Origin of the sequence: Lacrimispora amygdalina (assembly GCF_900205965.1) — a bacterium.
GTDB classification, from domain to species: domain Bacteria; phylum Bacillota; class Clostridia; order Lachnospirales; family Lachnospiraceae; genus Lacrimispora; species Lacrimispora amygdalina_A.
The window spans coordinates 1-538 of sequence record NZ_OAOF01000092.1 but is presented as its reverse complement, the minus strand read 5'-3'; the positions used below and the strand labels follow the sequence as shown (position 1 = coordinate 538).

Annotated in this window: 1 protein-coding gene; it reads right to left on the bottom strand. The window is 40.1% G+C overall.

The window, feature by feature from the left end; all coding sequences use genetic code 11:
- On the bottom strand, positions 1-538 hold a 538-nt coding region (locus CRO04_RS25825), incomplete at both ends, for an IS110 family transposase (RefSeq protein WP_141401069.1).

The following is a 538-nucleotide window of genomic DNA, read 5'->3' as shown; positions in this document are numbered from 1 at the left end:
TTCTCGATTTCTTTATCAAGCCCTGCCAATTCTTCTTTCTGATGCTCCAAGTCCCGTACCAGACTTGTTGTAATAAAATCTCTGGATTCCTGATATTCCCGTAGGGTATTTCCATCATTTTGAACACAATCCAGAATTAATTCTGCCTTATCTTTCTTGGAAATACGAGCTATTTCCTTAAATTCGATTGTTAGGTCTTCTGACGTCTTTCCCTGCAAATGAACAGGGGATGGGTAGTTCTTCCAGAAATACATGGCACATTTTCCGTCTATCTCGCTAAAGAACTTACTGTAGCTGGGATATGCCATGGATATCTGCTCATGGAGTCCGTTCTTAAACCGAATACCGTCTTTCACCAGTAAATCTCTTCGATTTACCAGTTGTGACAACGTCCATTCGTTATCTTTTGGCTTTGCATTCGGCAAAGTATGTAATTGGTTAATTAAAACCGTTGCAACACAATACGCATCATGCTCATCATTTTTACGGAGCATAGGTGCACTTTTTCTCTGGTCATAAGCCAGAGCTGGATTAATGT